This window comes from Nioella sp., from assembly GCF_964229645.1.
Taxonomy (GTDB): Bacteria; Pseudomonadota; Alphaproteobacteria; order Rhodobacterales; family Rhodobacteraceae; genus Nioella.
Map to the genome: position 1 here is coordinate 1 of NZ_CAXREX010000163.1, position 17810 is coordinate 17810.

Sequence of the window (17810 nt, forward strand, 5' to 3'; positions counted from 1 at the left end):
TACGAGCTCTACCAGTGTGACTGGAGTTCAGACGTGTGCTCTTCCGATCTGGCGATGACGATAGACAATGTCGAGGAACAGGCCGATGCGCTCGACAGCGCCGAGGGCAAGGTGGTGGCCTATTGCGCCTCTGGCATGCGCTCGGCCGTGATGTGGGCCTTCGCGCAAGCCGGGCAGATGGAGACCTCCGACATCATCGACGCCGCCGAGGCCGCAGGCTATCCGCTTGCGGGCATGCGCGGCCAGATCGACGCGCTGGCCGCGCGGTCGGCCTGACGCGCCGATCGGCGAAATCTCGCAAAACGCTAGCTATTGTGGTGACAGGGCGATCTTTCGCGCGTATCTTGCGTCCCAAGGGCCAAAAGGCCCATTTTTCTGAGGACAGAGACAGGCGGTAAGAACATGAGCACTCTCAATCGGCGATCCCTGATCATGGGGGCGGCCTCCGTTCCCCTTCTTTCGGCATGTGGCAATGGGCTTGGCAGCAACGCAGCCGACCGCATCGACGCGCGGGTCGATAGCGCGATCCAGTTCATGTATGACAACATCCCCGGCACTCGCGACCTGATGAGCGATGCCGAGGGCGTGCTGATCATGCCGCTGATCACCGAGGCGGGCTTCGGCATCGGCGGTGGCTACGGGCGCGGTGCGCTGCGCATCAATGGCGCGACGGTCGACTACTATTCCTCGGCCTCGGCCACTTTCGGGCTTCAGATCGGTGCGCAGCAATATGCCCATGCGCTGTTCTTCATGACACCGGAGGCGCTGCGCGATTTCCGCTACTCGGCAGGATGGGCCGTGGGCGGCGATATCGAATACGCGGTCAGCAACCAGGGCGGCAATATCAGCGCCGACACCAACACGCTGCTCAGCCCCGTCGTCGCCATCATCTTCGGCCAGGCGGGCCTGATTGCGGGCGCAACCCTCGAAGGTCAGCGCTACAGCCGCATCCTGCCCTGACGGAAACGGCGTTTTTCCGGATTGCAGGCGGTCTTCGGGCCGCCTCTTTCTTTGCATCCCCGCCACATGGCGCTAGGGTGCGCCCGCTTGGACACCACCAGACTCAAGGACACCGATGGCCACCTTCCTGCGATGGATGATCCGTATCGTGACGGCTGCGATCGTTCTGACGGTCACGGGGCTGTTCATCGCCTGGTGGATCTTTTCGCGCTCGATCCCGGATTACGAGGCCGACTGGCGTGTGCCGGGCCTGACCGGCGAGGTCGAGATCGTGCGGTCGAACGCGAACGTGCCGCATATCTTCGCAAGCTCCGACCGCGATGTGTTTTACGGCCTGGGCTTTGCCCATGCGCAGGACCGGCTGTGGCAGATGCTGATGCTGCGGCGCACGGCCCAGGGCCGCCTGTCGGAACTTTTCGGCGAGCGCAGCTTGCGGATCGACGAACTTCTGCGACGGCTCGACCTCTACGGCCACGCGCGCCGGTCGGTCGAGGCGCAGGATGCCGCGACCATGACCATGCTGGAGGCCTATGCCGACGGGGTGAATGCCTGGCTTGGCCTGGTGGCCGAGGAAGCCCTTGGGCGCGGAGCACCGGAGCTTTTGCTCTTTTCACCCGAAATCGCCCCCTGGCGCCCGGCCGATTCCCTGGCCGTGATGAACATGATGGCGCTGCAACTTGCGGGCCACCACGAAACCGAGGTTTTGCGCGCCCGCACCTCGCTGATGCTGAATGATCCGGCGCGCCTGCTCGATATCCTGCCGGATCCGCCCGGCGCGCCTATTACCGAACTTCCCGAGTATTCGGCGCTTTTCCCCGAAATGCCGCGCTTCGTGGCCAGCCTGTCGGATGGCCCGCGTGATCCGCTTTTCCCCAACATGGGGCCCGGCCTTGCCGGGGCGTCCAATGCCTGGGCCGCGGCCCCTTCCCGCTCGGCCACCGGATCGGCGCTGCTGGCCAATGACCCGCATCTGAGCCTAAGCGCCCCGACGATCTGGTACCTGGCCCGGCTGGAGCTTTCGACGGGCGGGGTCATCGGAGGGACGGTGCCCGGCATGCCCATCGTTCTGGTCGGACGGTCCGAAGAGCTGGGCTGGGGGCTGACCTCCTCTTACATGGATGACATCGACCTTTTCGTCGAACAGTTGAACCCGGACAATCCCGAGCAATACCGCACGCCCGAGGGCTGGGCCGAGTTTCGCACCGACCGAACCATCATCGAGGTGGCCGAGGCCGCACCAGTGACGATCACGAGGCGTTGGACGGAAAATGGTCCGGTGATACCGGGCAGCCACTGGGATTTCGCCACCGTCACCCCGCCCGGACACGTCATGGCAATGGCCTGGACCGCACTGACCGACCAGAACACGTCGATGCGCACCGGGCTGGAACTGATGCAGGCGCGCACGATCGAAGAGGCGATGGCCGCTGGCCGCCACTTCGTGGCCCCGTCCCAGAACCTGACCATTGCCACGCCCGACCGGATCGCCATGCAGGTCATCGGCCACATGCCCTGGCGGCTGGTCGAAAGCGAAACCCAGGGGCGCATTCCCTCGCGCGGGTGGGTGGCCGAAGAACGCTGGCAGGGTGTCACCCAGTATTTTGCCAACCCCCATTTCGAAGACCCCGAGGGCGGCATCATCGGCAATACCAACAACCGCATGATAGACCGCGACTTCCCGCTTCATGTCAGCCATTCCTGGGGCGACACACAGCGTATCCGCAGGTGGGAACACCTGATGCAGGCGCGCCAGGTGCATACCCGCGACAGTTTCGTCGAGGCGCAGCTCGATGCGGTGTCCCAGGCGGCGCGCACGCTGTTGCCGCTGGTGGGCCGTGAACTGTGGTTTACCGGACAGGCCGCGCCCTCTGGGACGATCGAGGCCTACCGGGCAGAGGCGCTGGACCTGCTGGCCGCCTGGAACGGGGAGATGAACGAACATCTGCCAGAGCCGCTGATCTACGCCGCCTGGATGCGCGAGTTGCAGCAACGCCTGATCCGGGACGAACTGGGGCCGCTTGCCGCCGAATTCGAGCGGTTGGAGCCCATCTTCATTGAACGGGTTTACCGCGACATCGGCGGGGCCTCAGACTGGTGTGATGTGCAGCCCTCGACAATCGAGGAAAGCTGCACCGACATCGCGCGCCTGGCGCTCGACGACGCGCTTCAATTCCTGATCGAGGCCTATGGCGACAATATCTCGTCCTGGAGATGGGGCGACGCGCATGAGGCCGTGCATGAGCATCAGGTGCTTGGCGGCACGTCCCTGTTCGGGTGGGCGGTGAATATCCGGCAGTCGACCTCGGGCGGCGACAACACGCTGAACCGTGGCCGGACCTCGGGCGCGCTGCCGCTGCCGTTCCGGAACGTGCACGCGGCGGGCTACCGGGGCGTCTACGACTTTGCCGACCCCGACAGTTCCGTCTTCATCACCGCAACCGGGCAGTCGGGCCATCCGCTGAGCCGCTTCTACGACAACCTGGGCGAGCTAGGGCGGCGCGGCGAGTATATCCCCATGTCGCTCGATCCCGAGCTTGCCCGCGCGGGCAATATCGGCGTGACCACCCTCAGCCCGCGCTGACCCCGACAGCAAAACGCCGCGCCCGGAAAGAGGGGCGGCGCTGCAATCGGTAGCGTGTCGGCCGCGTCAGCGCGTCCGGCCCGGCGGCGGGGCCGGGATATAGCGCTCGACCGTCACGCGGATTGCCCCGTTCTGCCGGTGATACTGCATCACCGCGAGCATGTAGGTGCCCGGGGCCACGCGCACCGCGATCTGAGAGTCGAGCGAGTTGTTGGCGTCATCGTTGAACGAGATCTCGCGCCCCACCCCGTCGAAGAGCGCGATCATCGGATCGGACTGGCCGATGCCAATCGCGTCGATCAGCAACAGCCCGCCTTCGGGCACGTCGAAGCTGAGCCAGCGGGCATCGGCTCCGACAGCCCCGTCATTGAAGAGCCGGGTCGTCAGATCCCCCATCTGCACCACCGGCACGACCGACCCGTCCGGCGGCGGGCTGGCGCGGCCATCGGCGTAAAGGTCTCGCATCATGTCTTCCTCGGAATAGACGCTGATCGACACGGTGACCGGCAGATCGGGATTGTTGAGCGCGCGCATCCCGATGCAATAGGTGCCCGCTGCGAGCCCCTCGGTGAAGTCGATGCGCGAATTCAGGCTGTCATAATCGTCGTTCTCCGCCAGCAGCGCCCCGCCCGCATCGTAAAGATAGATATAGGGGTCCGCGCTCGGGTTCTCGGCCCGGATCGAGATGGGCATGTCGCTGCCAAGCGTGAACCGGTAATAGGGCGCGCCGTTCACGGTGTTCGTGGCCGAGGCTTCCTGGCCTGGCAGTCGGTCGAGCGGGGCACCGCCAAGTGGCGTGGCCGGCATATCCGATGTGCAGGCCAGGATATTCGACCCGCCCGAGCCCGGCGTCAGCGCGGGATGCTCGACCAGGCCCACCCGGATATCGGCCTGGATCGGCCCGCCACCATAGCTGCGCGTGGCCAGGCAATAGGTGCCGGGTTGCAGGGTGATTTCCCCGCGAGAGGCCCAGTTGCCACCGCTGTCGTCATCGGTCAGAACCATCGCGCCTTGCTGGTCGTAAAGCTCGATGACCGGATCGGCCCCGAACTGGCCCTGTGCCTCGACGCGTACTGCCATGGGCTGCGAGAGGGTGAAGTTCGACACGTGGTAGCTGCCCGGCGGCACCGCGCCCACCAGGTCGAACGGGCCTGCGGCGGTGGAAATGTCCGAACTGTCGGCACTGCCGCCGGCCCAATGCCCGGCGGGCACGCTTGCGCCGCAAGCGGCCTCCTGCGCCAGCGACGGCAGCGCCGAGAGGGAAAGGAGCGCGGCCGCCAGCGCAAGTGTCCTGTGTGTCGTCATCGAAAATCCTCCGAAATCTATCCTGTGGCCTGAACCGCCGCCCGAACCAGAATACAAGGAAGCCGCCCTTGCGCCAGCCCCCAAGACAGGGGCCGTTGCAGCCGGACCGGATCGGGGCCAGACTGGCTGAAAGCAACGAGGACAGACGATGCAGCGCCTGAGCCAATCCCCGACCGACCCCGCCTTCGTGCAGGATCCCTACCCTTTCTATGCGCGCGCCCGTGCGTCCGGGCCGCTGGTCTGGTGGGAAGATTACCACATGCCCTGCGCCACGACCCACGAAGCGGTGAACGCTGTCCTGCGGGACCGGCGTTTCGGGCGCGAAGAGCCCGAGGAACTGCGTCGCCCCATCCCCGATCATCTGGCCCCTTTCTACGCGGTGGAGGCCCATTCGATGCTGGAACTGGAACCGCCGCGCCATTCCCGGCTGCGTTCTCTGGTGCTGCGCGCCTTCACCTCGCGCCGGATCGCGGGGCTTCAGTCGGGGATCGAAACCCTGTGTCACGAGCTGATTGACCGCTTACCGGAGGGACGCTTCGACTTGCTTGACGCCTATGCCCGGCCCCTGCCCGTCACCGTCATCGCGCGGCTTCTCGGAGTGCCCGAGGAGATGGGGCCGCAATTGCTGCGCTGGTCGAACGACATGGTGAGGATGTACATGGCTGGCCGCAGCCGGGCCGATGAGGACGCCGCCGTATCCGCGACCGAGGCTTTCGTGGCGTTCATGCGCGACTACGTCGCCCGGCGGCGCAAGGATCCGCGTGACGACCTGATCACCAGCCTGATCGCTGCAGAGGAAGATGGCGAACGGCTGACGACCGACGAGTTGATCACCACCTGCATCCTGCTTCTGAACGCGGGCCACGAGGCAACCGTGCACACGCTTGGAAACGGCGTGAAATCCATGCTGGAGCATGGAGTCGTGCCGGGAGAGAAACCCGAGGCTCTGGTGGAAGAGATCATGCGCTTCGACCCGCCGCTGCACATGTTCACCCGCTATGCCTATGAAGAGATCAGCTTTTGCGGCCATGTTTTCCAGCGCGGCGAGCAGATCGGGTTGCTCCTGGGATCAGTCGGCCGGGATGAGGTCGTGAATGACAACCCGGACGCCTTCGACCCGGACAGGGCAGCAGCCACGCACCTGGCCTTCGGCGCGGGGCTGCATTTCTGCGTGGGCGCACCGCTGGCCCGGATGGAATTGCAGATCGCGCTTCCCATTCTCTGGGACCGATGCCCGGGGCTGAGCCTGGCCGAGCCGCCGCGCTACGCGGATATCTATCACTTCCACGGGCTGGAGAGCCTGCAAGTCACGCGATAAGCGACAGGGGTCGCCGCCAGGGGCGGCAACCCGCGCGATCCGTGGCGGATCGCGGTTTATTTTCCGCCGCGGAAAATGCCCCGGGGGGCGCTGCCCCCCGGACCCCCCGGGATATTTTCAGAACAATGAAGGGGCAGGCTATTCTGCGGCGAGTGTGCGGCCGCCAAGCATAGGCTTGAGGTAGCGGCCCGTGTGGCTTGCTTCGACCTCGGCCACCTGTTCGGGCGTGCCTTCGGCCACAATCGAGCCACCGCCATCGCCGCCCTCGGGACCGATATCGATGATCCAGTCGGCGGTTTTGATCACGTCGAGATTATGCTCGATGACCACGACCGTGTTGCCCTGGTCGACCAGTTCATGCAGCACCTCAAGGAGTTTCTTCACGTCTTCGAAATGCAGGCCCGTGGTGGGTTCGTCGAGGATGTAGAGCGTGCGCCCCGTGGACCGTTTGCTGAGTTCCTTGGAAAGCTTGACGCGCTGCGCCTCGCCGCCCGAGAGCGTCGTCGCCTGCTGGCCCACCTTGATGTAGTCCAGTCCGACGCGGCTGAGCGCCTCCATCCGGTCGCGGATAGCGGGCACGGCCTTGAAGGTCTCGCGCGCGTCCTCGACCGTCATGTCGAGCACGTCGGCAATGGATTTGCCCTTCCACTTGATTTCCAGCGTTTCGCGATTGTAGCGCGCGCCCTTGCAGGTTTCGCAGGTGACATAGACATCGGGCAGGAAATGCATCTCGATCTTGATCACGCCATCGCCCTGGCAGGCCTCGCAGCGCCCGCCCTTGACGTTGAAGCTGAACCGGCCCGGTTTGTAGCCACGCGCCTGCGCCTCGGGCAGCCCCGCGAACCAGTCGCGGATCGGGGTGAAGGCACCGGTATAGGTCGCGGGGTTTGACCGCGGGGTGCGCCCGATCGGGCGCTGGTCGATGTCGATCACCTTGTCGAGATGTTCCAGCCCCTGCACCGTTTCGCAGGGCGCGGGTGTCTGGCGCGCACCGTTCAGCTTCATCGAGGCGGTCTTGAAGAGCGTCTCGATGGTCAGCGTGGACTTGCCGCCGCCCGACACGCCCGTCACGCAGACGAACTTGCCAAGGGGAAAATCCACGGTCACGTCGCGCAGGTTGTTGCCGCTGGCCTTGACCACGCGGAGAGTCTTGCCATTGCCTTCGCGCCGTTCCGCGGGCACCGCGATTTCGCGGGCGCCGGACAGATACTGCCCGGTCAGCGAGGCGGGATCGGCGGCAATCTCGGCCGGGGTGCCCTTGGCGACCACCCGGCCCCCATGCACGCCTGCGCCGGGGCCGATATCGAAGACGTAGTCGGCCTCTCGGATTGCTTCTTCGTCATGCTCCACAACGATCACGGTATTGCCCTGGTCACGCAGGTTCTTGAGCGTGGTTAGCAGCCGGTCATTGTCGCGCTGATGGAGCCCGATGGAGGGTTCATCGAGCACATAGAGCACGCCCGTCAGGCCGGAGCCGATCTGGGAAGCGAGCCGAATGCGCTGGCTTTCACCGCCTGACAGCGTGCCCGCGTTGCGGCTGAGCGTCAGGTATTCGAGGCCCACATTGTTAAGAAAGCCGAGCCGTTCGCGGATTTCCTTGAGGATGGCGCGGGCGATCTCGTTTTTCTGGTTGGTCAGGCTGTCAGGCACAGTGGCACACCACTTGGCGGCCTCCTTGATCGACATCTGCACCACCTGGCCCACATGAAGACCGGCGATCTTTACTGCCAGCGCTTCTTCGCGCAGCCGGTAGCCGCCGCAGCTGCCGCAAGGGCGGTTGTTCTGGAAACGCTCGAATTCCTCGCGGATCCAGGCACTATCTGTTTCGCGGTAGCGCCGTTCCATGTTGGGAATGACACCTTCGAAGCTGCGGGTGACCTGGTAGACCCGGCCGCCATCGTCGTAGCGGAAGGGAATCTCCTCCTCGCCCGAGCCGCGCAGGAAGACCTGCTGCACAGTGGCGGGCAGATCCTTCCACGGGGTCGCCGGATCGAAGGCGTAGTGGCGCGCAATCGCCTCGATCGTTTGCAGGAAATAGGGCGACTTGCCCTTGCGCCAGGGGGCCAGAGCCCCGTCTTCCAGCGTCAGGGCCTGGTCGGGCACCACGAGACGTTCGTCGAAGAAGAGCTCAACCCCAAGACCGTCGCAGGATGGACAGGCGCCGAAAGGCGCGTTGAAGGAAAACAGGCGCGGTTCGATTTCCGGAATTGTGAATCCCGACACGGGGCAGGCGAATTTTTCACTGAAGGTGATGCGCTCCGGATCGCCCTCCTTGGGGGCGGTTTCGAGGATCGCGATGCCATCGGCCAGGTCGAGCGCGGTGCGAAGCGAGTCGGCCAGCCGCGTTTCCAGCCCTTCGCGCACGACGATCCGGTCAACCACCACGTCGATGTCATGGCGGAACTTCTTATCCAGTGTGGGCGGCTCGTCCAGTTCGTAGAACTGCCCGTCGACCTTCACGCGCTGGAAGCCTTGCTTGCGCAGCTCCAGCATCTCCTTGCGATACTCGCCCTTGCGGTCGCGCACGATCGGGGCCAGCAGGTAGCCGCGGGTGCCCTCCTCCATCGCCATGATCCGGTCGACCATGTCCTGCACCTGCTGTGCTTCAATGGGCAAGCCGGTGGCTGGGCTATAGGGGGTGCCGACACGGGCAAACAGAAGGCGCAGGTAATCGTAGATCTCGGTCACCGTGCCGACGGTGGACCGCGGGTTCTTCGAGGTCGTCTTCTGTTCGATGGAAATCGCCGGGCTGAGACCGCTGATATGGTCCACATCGGGCTTTTCCATCATGTCGAGGAATTGGCGGGCATAGGCCGACAGGCTTTCGACATAGCGCCGCTGGCCCTCGGCATAGATCGTGTCAAAGGCGAGCGAGGACTTGCCGGACCCGGACAACCCGGTGATCACGACGAGTTCGTCGCGCGGAATATCCACGTCGATATTCTTCAGATTGTGCTCGCGCGCGCCGCGCACCTCGATCTTCTTCAGTTCGGCCATGCCTGCCCCCGGGGGATAATCTGGTTAAGAGATAGTTGAGACAGGACGAGTCTCCAACTCAAAAATGAGAACATTCGGCGAACTTATCCACAGGGCGACGGCGCTCTTTGCTGAAAAAAAAGGCAAGCGTCACCATTCCCGGCAGAAATCAGGGGGATCACGCTATCTTTAGTTGTCTCACATTCATTATTCATGATCTTTACCACTTGAAAACTGCTCACCGCTTTCTTTATTGACGTTGACAATTACCTCTTGAGGCACACCGCTATGTTAGGTTTCATGCAGTCCACCGCCCCCTCCGTCGCCTATGACCCGTTTCACGCCGTGAAGATGGCCGAGACCGGCGACATCACCGTCATCGACATTCGCGAACATGCCGAGGTTCAGGCCTCTGGCAAGGCCAAGGGCGCGATCCATGTGCCGCTGGCCGCGCTGCGCATGAAGGCCGATCCTGCCAGCCCCGAGCAATTGCCCGAGTTTCGCAACGGTAAGCCCGTCGTGATCTACTGTGCCTCGGGCGGGCGGTCGCAAATGGCCGTGCGGATGCTGCGCCAGATGGGACTCGACGAGGTCTACAACCTTGGTGGGCTCGGTCACTGGGAAATGGCCGGCGGCGCGATTACCCGCTGATTGCTATCGAATGTTTTGCAAGATGGCGCATTTCGCCCTAATGTGATGGAACTTTATTTCATCATGTCACAGGTTTCACGATGCGCCGTCTGCTCTCGTTTTGTCTTCTTGTCCTCTTCTGCGCCCTTGCGCCTGTTGCGCAGGCACAGGACAGGCCCGCCACGATCCTTGTTCTCGATGCGTCCGGGTCCATGTGGGGCCAGATTGATGGGGTCAACAAGATCGTCATCGCGCGCGAGGTCATTTCCGACCTCCTGACGCGCATTCCCGAGACGATGGAACTGGGGCTGACGATGTATGGCCACAACCGTCGCGGCGACTGCTCGGATATCGAAACCATGGTGCCGCCGGGGGTGGGCAACCGTGACCAGATTGCCCAGATCGTCAACACCGTGAACCCGCGCGGGCGCACGCCCCTGTCGGCAGCGGTGATCCAGGCGGCAGAACAGCTGCGCTACACCGAGAATCCCGCCACTGTCATCCTCGTGTCGGACGGGCGCGAAACCTGCGATGCCGATCCCTGCGCCGTGGGCCGTGCGCTGGAAGAAGCCGGGATCGACTTTACCGCACATGTGGTTGGTTTCGACGTGGCCGAGCCCGAGGATATCGCCCAACTTCAATGCCTTGCCGACAATACCGGAGGTCAGTTCCTGACCGCCTCCAACGCCGATGAACTGGCCGAGGCTCTTGATCGTGTCGCGGTTGCACCGCCGCCTGCCCCGGTCTTGTCGCAGATCACCTTCCGCGCGGTGGTTGAACCCGACAACACGGCGCCGGTTTCGCCGCTGATCTGGGAAGTCTTCGATGCCTCCGGTCAGGTCGTGATCCCGCGCACCGAGGCGCCCACCCTGATGCAGCCCCTTCCTGAAGGGGAGTACCAGGTGTGGCTCTATCGCGTGACGCAGGAAACCACCCATGGCGGGCCCTTCACCGTGGTCGCGGGCCAGGATCAGACCGTGATCGTTCCCCTGCCCCAGCTTGTTCCCGAGGCCAGCCTGATGGCACCTGCCGAGGCCCCCGTGGGAACTTCCGTGCCGGTGCAGTGGTCGGGTCCCGGCGCGCCCGAGGATTACCTGCTGCTCGCGCTGCCGGACCGCTCGGCCAGCCTCGTTCAGGTCTTCCCGCGTGATGGCAACCCGCTGATGGTGACGCTGCCCGACACGGCAGGCGATTACCTGCTGCAATACGTGCATCCCGCGCTCAATCGCGTGCTGGCCGAACGGCCCATCCGCGCCGTGCCGCTGCCCGCCACGATCACCGCCCCTGCAACGGCGGTGGCAGGCTCCACCATTGCCGTGACATGGGACGGCCCGGGCGGCGAGGATGACATGATCACGGCGGCCATCGTTTCGCAGGATCGCAATGTTACGCGGGTCTATACACGTGATGGCAACCCGGCCCAGTTGCGCGTGCCCTCTCAGGCCCGTGACTACGAACTGCGCTACATCGACGGAACCGGCCGCGTTCTGGCGACGGCCCCGCTGACCGTCACGCCGGCCAGTGCCACCATCGAGGCGCCCAACAGCGCGCCGATGGGCAGCACCATCTCGGTCGCATGGACCGGGCCCGCCTACGAGCCCGACCAGATCGTGATCGCGCGGCCCGGTGAAACCCGCGTCCTCAACCGCATCTACATGCGCGATGGCACCCCGCAGGACATGCTCCTGCCGCCGGTCGCGGGCCAGTATGAACTGCGCTATCTCATGCAGGACGACGAAGAGGTGATTGCCACCCGACCCATCACCGTCACGCAGGTCCTGGCCACGCTGGAGGCCCCAGCCGCCGCCACCGCCGGCTCGACCATTCGGGTGGACTGGACCGGGCCCGATTATGCCAATGACTTCATTGGTATCGGCCGGATCAACGAACCCGACCGTTACGCCAACTACGCCTATACGCGCGATGGCAGCCCGGCATCCCTGCTGATGCCGGCAGAGCCCGGCGACTATGAAATTCGCTATTTCATGAACCAGGACCGCACCGTCATCGCGCGCCATCCAATCACGGTCAGCGATGTCGTCGCCACCCTGGAAGCCCCTGCCAGCGCCGAGGCCGGATCGACCGTCCGGGTGCATTGGACCGGGCCCGACTATGCCAATGACTTCATCGGGGTTGGCCGCATGGATGAACCGGATCGCTATGAGAACTACGCTTACACGCGTGACGGCAGCCCTGCCGCCCTGCTCATGCCGGCAGAGCCCGGCGACTACGAAATCCGCTACTTCGTGAACCAGGACCGGACCGTCATTGCCCGTCATCCGATCACGGTCAGTGACGTGGTCGCGACACTGGAAGCGCCGGAAAGCGCGCCCGCAGGCTCTACCGTGTCGGTCACCTGGACGGGGCCTGACTACCAGAACGACTTCATCGGCGTGGGCCGGATGGATCAACCCGACCGCTACGAGAACTACGCCTATACCCGTGACGGCAGCCCCGCCCGCGTGGAGATGCCAACGGCACCCGGCACCTACGAGCTTCGCTATTTCGTGAACCAGGACCGCACGGTGATTGCGCGGCGGGTGATCGAGGTGACAGAGGTCGGTGCCAGCCTTGAAGCGCCGGAAAGCGCGGCCGCAGGCTCAACCGTGTCGGTCACCTGGACCGGGCCTGACTACCAGAACGACTTCATCGGCGTGGGCCGGATGGATGAGCCCGACCGCTACGAAAACTACGCCTATACCCGCGACGGCAGCCCCGCCCGCGTGGAAATGCCAACGGCACCCGGCACCTACGAGCTGCGTTATTTCGTGAACCAGGACCGGACCGTGATTGCGCGACGGGTGATCGAGGTCACGGCGCTTTCGGTAACGCTCAGCGCGCCGCCAAGCGCAAGTGTAGGCGAAACCGTGTCGGTCACGTGGGAAGGGCCGGACTATCGCAACGATTTCATCGCGGCGTCCCTGCCCGACGATGACGGCTACGAGACCTACACCTATACCCGCGACGGCAACCCGGCCCGCCTGCAAATGCCGAGCGAGCCCGGCAGCTACGAGATCCGCTATTTCGTGAACCAGGATCGCACGGTCGTGGCGCGGATCCCCGTGACGGTGGCCGATATCGTGGCCACGCTCAGCGCCGATCCCTCGGGCGTTGCAGGCGGCAGCGTGATGGTGGCCTTCGAAGGTCCGAATTATCGCAACGACTATATCGCGATCTCGCGCGCCGATGATCCCGACGGCTATGAAACCTATGGCTATACACGCGACGGCAACCCTGTGCGTGTCACCCTGCCCGATGAGCCTGGGGCCTACGAGATCCGCTATTTCATGAACCAGGATCGCCGCATCCTGGGACGGATCCCGTTCACGGTGACCGCGCCCTGACACGAAAAAGGCCCCCGCAGAACGCATCCGCGGGGGCCACAATTGTCAAAATGCTGAAGATCACATGTGGATCACGCGACCATATGCGTCGAGCGTGGCCTCGTGCATCATCTCGCTCAGCGTCGGGTGCGGGAAGACCGTCTCGAAGAGATCCTCCTCGGTGGTTTCCAGCTTTTGGCCGATGACATAGCCCTGGATCATTTCGGTCACTTCTGCTCCGATCATGTGGGCGCCCAGAAGCTCGCCGGTCTTGGCGTCGAACACGGTCTTGATCAGCCCCTCTGGCTCGCCAAGCGCGATGGCCTTGCCGTTGCCGATGAAGGGGAACTTGCCCACTTTCACCTGGTAGCCCGCTTCCTTGGCCTTGGCTTCGGTCAGGCCGACACTGGCCACCTGCGGATGACAATAGGTGCAGCCCGCGATGGAATTGGGCTTGATCGGGTGCGGCTTGCCGCCCGCGATCAGTTCGGCCACCATCACGCCTTCATGGCTGGCCTTGTGGGCAAGCCAGGGCGCGCCAGCGATGTCACCGATGGCATAAAGCCCGTCAACACCGGTGCGGCAGTATTCATCGGTCACCACGTGGGTGCGGTCGATCTGAACGCCAAGCGCCTCCAGCCCCAGCCCCTCGACATTGCCGACGATACCAACCGCGGAAATCACCGTGTCGAAGTCCTGCGTCTCGACCTTTCCGCCGATCTCGATATGCGCGGTCACCTTGTCGGCGGCGCGGTCGAGCTTCTTGACCATCGCCTTTTGCAGAATCTTCATCCCCTGTTTTTCAAAGGCTTTCTTGGCGAAGGCGCTGATCTCGGCGTCTTCCACGGGCAGCACGCGGTCCATGACTTCCACCACGGTCGTGTCGGCGCCGAGCGTGTTGTAGAAACTGGCAAACTCGATGCCGATGGCGCCCGATCCGATGACCAGCAGCTTCTTGGGCATATGCGGCGGCACCAGCGCGTGCTTGTAGGTCCAGACACGCTTGCCATCTGCTTCCAGCCCCGGCAATTCACGGGCGCGCGCGCCGGTGGCCAGGACGATGTTCTTGGCGGTCAGATCCTCGGTGCCCTTGTCGGTTTCCACCTTCACCTTGCCCTTGGCGGGAATGGTGGCCGATCCCATGATCACGGTGATCTTGTTCTTCTTCATCAGGTGGCCAATGCCAGAGGAGAGCTGCTTGGCCACACCGCGAGAGCGTTTCACCACGGCGTCGAGGTCATAACCGATGTTATCGGCCTTCAGTCCGAATTCCTTGGCCCGCTCCATCAGGTGGAACACCTCGGAAGAGCGCAGCAGCGCCTTGGTGGGAATGCAGCCCCAGTTCAGGCAGATGCCGCCCAGGTGTTCGCGTTCCACGACACAGACCTTCTGGCCAAGCTGCGCCGCCCGGATCGCTGCCACATATCCGCCGGGGCCTGCCCCGATGACCACCGTATCAAAAGACTGAGCCGCCACTATATCCACTCCTCCGGCTGAAATTTGTTTAACGTTAAACTATACGAAATCTTCAAGCAAGCCCTGCAACACAAGGCCGGCTTGCGTCAGACGCAAGGCTCCGCCGGGGAGAAATGATTATTAGTTCAATGGCTGAACTACTTGCACATCACGGCCGCGCGGACTTCTTCCACGACCTTGCCATAACCGCCCGAGTCGAGGAATTCCTTTTCCTCATCGGTGCTGTCCCGTCCAAGCGCCTCGTTGCGATAGGGGAAACGGCCATAGCGGCGGATGATTTCCCGATGCGCGCAGGCATGGGGCAGCTTGTCTTCCCGCTCGTCCGGCATCTTCTGGCAGGTCAGGCGAACGGAATGGTCCTGGTCGGTCAGCGCCTCGGAATGCATGAAGGGCATGTAGAAGAACTGCCGCACGTTCTGGGGAAAGCGTTCGTCCCAGCCCCGCGACAGGGACGTGCAGGCCGCGGCCTTGGCCTTGGCATCGGTCTCGAAAGCCATGGCGTCGCCCCGGAACATGTTGCGGGGGAACTGATCGAGCAGGATGATCAGGGCCAGCGCCTTGCGCGGATGGCTGGTCCAGCCGTCGTAAAGCCCGCGGCGCGCCTCTTCCCACATCTCCATGAAGCGGTCGCGAATGAGCGTGTCGAACTCCTCGCCCCCTGCATACCATTTCTCGGGCCCGGCTTCCTCCAGCCAGAACGAGATGATCTCCTCAGATGGGTGTGTCATGACAGTGCTCTCCTTTTCCTGTCTCTGCCTCATCCTGTCTTGCCCGAAGGATCACGATGCGCCTGTCGGGCTCCCCTCCTCTTGCGCGTCGGCCTGTTCTTCGCTGGCCTCCGCGTAAAGTTCCTGCGCCGTGGTCAGGGCCACAGATGTCGCGGTTGGCATGATCGGTGCATAGGACACCGCGTCGTAATCGTCGTCCTCGGCATAGGCGCTCTGGCGCCGGGTCATCCGCCAGCCGCCGTATAGCGCCATCATGGCGAGCGTCAGCGTCAGGAAGAGCCAGAATCCCGTGGGCCCGGTCATGCCCATCAGCCAGCCCACGGCAGGCGGCCCGACGATCGCGCCAAGCCCGTTGATGAAGATGAGCCCGCCGGAAGCGGCGGCCATGTCCTCGGGATCGAGGTAGTCATTGGTGTAGGCGATGAGCAGCGCGTAAAGCGGCTGCGCCAGCCCCCCGGTCAGAAGCGCGGTCAGCAGCACCAGTTCGAACACGTCATCGAAGAAGACCCCGATCAGCGCCGAAACCGCGCCAAAGGCCGCGATGAAGAAGATCAGGACGCGGCGGTCCATCCGGTCCGACAACCAGCCGATCGGGTATTGGAAGAGGATGCCGCCCACGAAAAAGCCCGAGACAAGGAACGAGATTTCGCGAACGCTCATCCCGGCCTGGGTGCCATAGACCGAGGCCATTCCGAACTGCGCGGAAAAGACGAATCCCAGAAGGATCATGCCGACAAAGCCAAGGGGGGATTTCTTGTAGAGTGTGCCCAGGCTCATGGGCCGGGTTTCCTCGAAGGAGGGCGTGGGCTGCACCGCCAGAAGGATGGGCGCAAAGGAGAGCGACACCAGAACCGAGGGGATGATGAACAGCACGAAGCCCGACGGATCGCCGAAGTTCAGAAGCCCCTGCCCCAGCACCAGCCCCACCATCTGCACCAGCATGTAGGCCGACAGCGCCTGGCCGCGCGTATCATTGCTGGAGGCATTGTTGAGCCAGCTCTCCGCCGTCACGTAAACGCCGGACAGCGAGAACCCGAGGATCACCCGCAGCGCCATCCAGGCGTAGGGATTGGTCAGCACCGGATAGAGGATCAGCACCGCCGAGATGAACGAGCCAAGGGCCGCGAAGACACGCACATGCCCCACCCGCCGGATCATCCGTGGCGCCAGGCGGGAGCCGCCCAGGAATCCCACGAAATAGGCCGAGGCGATCAGCGACAGTTCAAGCGTGTTGAAGCCTTCGAGCGCGCCGCGCACACCCATGAGAGAGCCTTGCAGGGAGTTTCCAACCTGCAGAAGCATCAGCCCGAGTAGAATCGCCCAAGCGCTGGCGATGACCTGTTTCATGGCGCTGCTCCGCCTCTTGCCGTCTTGTTTCTCTGGCAGTCCGGGCCTGTCCGGTCCCGTCAGAAAGCGACGTTATCTGTCACGCTATCAGCCTTTTGCGGCAATTTCGGGAAAAAGAAGCGATGCGTCGCCATATGAAAAAAAGCGGTACTTTTCGGCAACGGCATGATTGTAAAGGCTTTTGATGGTCTCTTCGCCCATGAGCGCCGAGACCAGCATCAAAAGGGTCGATTTGGGCAGGTGAAAATTGGTCATCAGCCCGTCGGTGATGCGAAAGCGGTAGCCGGGGTAGATGAAGATGTCGGTATCGCCCTGCCAGGCTTGCATGCTGCCGTCTTCACATGCGGCCGTTTCGATCAGCCTCAGCGCGGTCGTACCCACGGGAATGATGCGCCCGCCTGCCGCTCGGGTGGCGTTCATCTCGGCGGCTGCCGTTTCGGTCACCTCGCCCCATTCCGCGTGCATCCGGTGCGTGGTCACATCCTCGACCGTCACCGGCAGGAAGGTGCCCGCGCCAACGTGAAGTGTCACGAAGGTGAAACTGACCCCGCGCGCCTTGAGCGCCTCGATCAGCGGTTCGTCGAAATGCAGGCTGGCCGTGGGGGCCGCAACCGCGCCCTGGTTGCGGGCCCATATGGTCTGGTAGTCGTCCTTGTCCTGGCTGTCGGCCGGGCGCTTGGCGGCGATGTAGGGCGGAAGCGGCATTGCGCCGGCCTGGTTCAGCGCCGCGTCGAACGCCTCGCCCGCAAGGTTGAAGCGCAGGCGCAGGCCGCCCTCCAGCCCCACGACCTCGGCTGAGAGCCCTGCGTCGAAGTCGACGCTTTCGCCAGGTGCAAGCTTTCGCAAGGGCTTGGCCAGGGCAGACCAGCTGCCATCGGCCTGAGGCTCCAGCAGCGTGACTTCGATCTTGGCTGAAACGCGCCCCTGCGCGCTGTCGCGCCAGCGCCGTCCGAACAGCCGCGCGGGGATCACCTTGGTGTCATTGAGAATGAGCCGGTCGCCCGGCCCAAGCAGATCGGGCAGATCATGCACGTGCATGTCGCGAAAGCTGTCACCCACGGCATGCAGCAGCCGCGCCGAGGACCGGGGCTTCGCGGGCCGCGTCGCGATCAGCTCTTCGGGCAGATCGAAATCGAAATCGTCCAGTTTCATGCCGTGTGCCTGTC

12 protein-coding genes are annotated in these 17810 nt (G+C 63.8%); 6 read left to right on the plus strand and 6 right to left on the minus strand.

Annotated elements, in window-relative coordinates; genetic code table 11:
• The 3 genes from ACEQXV_RS10590 to ACEQXV_RS10600 all read left to right on the plus strand — a co-directional run.
• On the plus strand, positions 1–276 hold a 276-nt coding region (locus ACEQXV_RS10590; protein WP_372525644.1), incomplete at its 5' end, for a beta-lactamase hydrolase domain-containing protein.
• A gap of 126 nt (positions 277–402) precedes the next feature.
• On the plus strand, positions 403–960 hold the full coding sequence (locus ACEQXV_RS10595) for a YSC84-related protein (protein ID WP_370253789.1): 558 nt from the start codon (positions 403–405) through the stop codon (positions 958–960).
• Positions 961–1075: 115 nt separating this feature from the next.
• Positions 1076–3541, plus strand: a complete 2466-nt coding sequence (locus ACEQXV_RS10600; RefSeq protein WP_370269085.1) for a penicillin acylase family protein — start codon at positions 1076–1078, stop codon at positions 3539–3541.
• 66 nt (positions 3542–3607) lie between these two features.
• Here ACEQXV_RS10600 and ACEQXV_RS10605 read toward each other — a convergent pair whose 3' ends face one another.
• Positions 3608–4846 carry a DVUA0089 family protein gene (locus ACEQXV_RS10605; protein WP_370269087.1) on the minus strand — a complete coding sequence of 413 codons (1239 nt, stop codon included), beginning with the start codon at positions 4844–4846 and terminating at the stop codon, positions 3608–3610.
• Positions 4847–4994: 148 nt separating this feature from the next.
• On the opposite strand from ACEQXV_RS10605, the gene ACEQXV_RS10610 reads away from it, so the two are divergent.
• Complete coding sequence (locus ACEQXV_RS10610) at positions 4995–6164, plus strand: cytochrome P450 (protein ID WP_370269088.1); 1170 nt, start codon at positions 4995–4997, stop codon at positions 6162–6164.
• A gap of 138 nt (positions 6165–6302) precedes the next feature.
• Here the strand turns inward: ACEQXV_RS10610 and uvrA are convergent, their stop codons facing one another.
• On the minus strand, positions 6303–9161 hold the full coding sequence (uvrA, locus tag ACEQXV_RS10615) for an excinuclease ABC subunit UvrA (RefSeq protein ID WP_370269089.1): 2859 nt from the start codon (positions 9159–9161) through the stop codon (positions 6303–6305).
• Between the two features lie 279 nt (positions 9162–9440).
• Here uvrA and ACEQXV_RS10620 point away from each other — a divergent pair, with 279 nt between their 5' ends.
• Together ACEQXV_RS10620 and ACEQXV_RS10625 are read left to right on the plus strand one after the other, a co-directional pair.
• Entirely contained in the window at positions 9441–9791 is a 351-nt protein-coding gene (locus tag ACEQXV_RS10620) for a rhodanese-like domain-containing protein (RefSeq protein WP_370269090.1), read from the plus strand.
• An 80-nt stretch (positions 9792–9871) separates the two neighbouring features.
• A complete protein-coding gene (locus ACEQXV_RS10625) occupies positions 9872–13114 on the plus strand; it encodes a VWA domain-containing protein (protein WP_370269092.1) in 3243 nt (1080 codons plus the stop codon).
• A gap of 60 nt (positions 13115–13174) precedes the next feature.
• Here ACEQXV_RS10625 and lpdA read toward each other — a convergent pair whose 3' ends face one another.
• The 4 genes from lpdA to queA all read right to left on the minus strand — a co-directional run bounded on the left by lpdA (position 13175) and on the right by queA (position 17796).
• Positions 13175–14569 (minus strand): dihydrolipoyl dehydrogenase, encoded by a 1395-nt coding sequence (lpdA, locus tag ACEQXV_RS10630; protein WP_370253257.1) that lies wholly within the window; start codon positions 14567–14569, stop codon positions 13175–13177.
• A gap of 137 nt (positions 14570–14706) precedes the next feature.
• Complete coding sequence (locus tag ACEQXV_RS10635; protein ID WP_370253258.1) at positions 14707–15297, minus strand: DUF924 family protein; 591 nt, start codon at positions 15295–15297, stop codon at positions 14707–14709.
• Positions 15298–15348: 51 nt separating this feature from the next.
• On the minus strand, positions 15349–16644 hold the full coding sequence (locus ACEQXV_RS10640; RefSeq protein WP_370253259.1) for an MFS transporter: 1296 nt from the start codon (positions 16642–16644) through the stop codon (positions 15349–15351).
• An 87-nt stretch (positions 16645–16731) separates the two neighbouring features.
• Positions 16732–17796: a tRNA preQ1(34) S-adenosylmethionine ribosyltransferase-isomerase QueA gene (gene queA / locus ACEQXV_RS10645; protein ID WP_370269093.1), complete on the minus strand. Its 1065-nt coding sequence runs from the start codon at positions 17794–17796 to the stop codon at positions 16732–16734.
• Between the last annotated feature and the right edge of the window lie 14 nt (positions 17797–17810).